Annotated in this window: 1 protein-coding gene; it reads left to right on the top strand. The window is 70.0% G+C overall.

Translation table 11 applies throughout. The features are described 5' to 3' along the window. The first annotated feature begins 60 nt into the window (after positions 1–60). Positions 61–1,584, top strand: a complete 1,524-nt coding sequence (locus tag Q7L55_06415; protein ID MDO8732189.1) for an IS1182 family transposase — start codon at positions 61–63, stop codon at positions 1,582–1,584. Positions 1,585–1,696 lie beyond the last annotated feature (112 nt).

Genomic DNA, 1,696 nt, shown 5'->3' with positions numbered 1-1,696 from the left:
CTAGGAGCGTGTCGGAGAATTTCTCTCCGCTCTGACTGAAAACTCTGGTGTAGTGGAATCATGAACACACCGACGCGAGGCGAGACCGCACCGCCTGAACAGGCCCCGCTGCTCACCGTGGAGGCACAGCCGGCGGCGCCCCGCGTGCCTCCGCGCGGGGCGAGCCCCACGAAGGTGTTCCGGGCGTGGAGTCCGGAGCAAGCCGCGTTGCTGCCGGCGTCGAAGCGGGACCACCTGGGGGAGGGGCATCTCGCGGTCTTCCTGCTGGACCTGCTGCCGGCGTTGACCCTGCAGCCGATCCTGGACGCCTATCCCGAGGATCGAGGCCAGCCCCCGTATGATCCGCGCATGATGACCGTGCTGCTCCTCTACGCCTACAGCCAGGGGATCACGGGCTCGCGGCAGATCGAGCGCCGGTGCCGGGAAGATCTGGGCTTCATGTATCTCACGGCGGATGCCTGTCCGGACCACGACACGATCTGCGCGTTTCGCCGCGCGCACCTGCCGGCGTTCCAGGGGCTGTTTCTGGAGACCTTGCGGATCGCCCAGGAAGCGGGCGTCTTGACGGTGGGGCGCATCGCGCTGGACGGGACGAAGATCGAGGCCAATGCCTCGAAGCACAAGGCGATGAGCTACGCGCGGATGCCGGACCGGCACGCGGCGCTCGCGGCGGAAGTCCGGCGGCTGCTCGCGGAGGCGGAGGCGTTGGATCGGGCCGAGGATCAGCGGTATGGGCGCGGGCGGCGCGGCGACGAGCTGCCGGCCGCGTTGCAGGATCCGGCGACACGCCGGCAGCGGTTGCGGGAGGCCAAAGCGCGGCTGGAGGCGGAGCGCAAGCGCGAGCTGGCGGCGCAGAAGCAGGCGCAGGTCGCGCAGATCGCGCAAGCGACGCAGGCGCTCGAAGCCGAGGCCCGGGCGCAGGCGCGGGCCGCCGGGCAGCCGAATCCCGACGCCGCGCGGCCGGCGCCCAAGGCCCAGCGCAACTTCACGGACCCGGAATCGCGGATCATGAAGACGGCCGACGGGTTTCAGCAGTGCTACAACGCGCAGGCGGCGGTGACGGTGGACACGCAGTTGATCGTCGCCGCCGACGTGGTCCAGGCGGCGAACGACAAGCAACAACTGCAACCGCTGGTCGCGCAGGTGATTGCGAATGTGGGCATCGCGGCCGGGGTGATCGCGGACAGTGGGTATTTCTCCGAGGCCAATGTGCAGGCCTTGGAGCAACGGCCGAGCGACCCGATCGAGGCCCACATTGCCGTGGAGCGGCAACGGCACGGCGCGCCGCCGACGGGGCCCCCCCGGGGGCGCATCCCGAAGGCGCTCAGCCCCGCCGACCGGATGCGCCGGCGGCTGCGGACCAAACGCGGCCACGCGATCTACGCCCAGCGGAAGATTACGGTGGAACCCGTCTTCGGCCAGATCAAGGGCCGCGGCTTTCGCCGCTTCTCGCTGCGGGGCACGGACCGGGTCACGGGCGAGTTCCACTTGGTGTGCGCCGTCCACAACCTCGTCAAACTGTGGCGGACGGCCAGCGCGGCCGTGCGGCGTTGGAGTGCCGCGCGTGAGGTTGCCTATGCGTAAACCGCAGCGCGGGCATGGGCTCGAACCGGCTCGGTGCCGATCCACGATCCCGCAACCCCCCGCTGGTTCCGTCTGGGCGCAGTTCGCGCTCATTTCTCCGACACGCTCCTAG

The organism is Actinomycetota bacterium, assembly GCA_030650795.1.
Lineage (GTDB): Bacteria > Actinomycetota > Actinomycetes > S36-B12 > S36-B12 > UBA11398.
This window is presented reverse-complemented; position numbering and strand designations above follow the sequence as displayed.

Excerpts from the sequence above, each read along its gene's own strand:
- Q7L55_06415 (MDO8732189.1), top strand. The coding sequence starts at position 61 with ATGAACACACCGACGCGAGGCGAGACCGCACCGCCTGAACAGGCCCCG.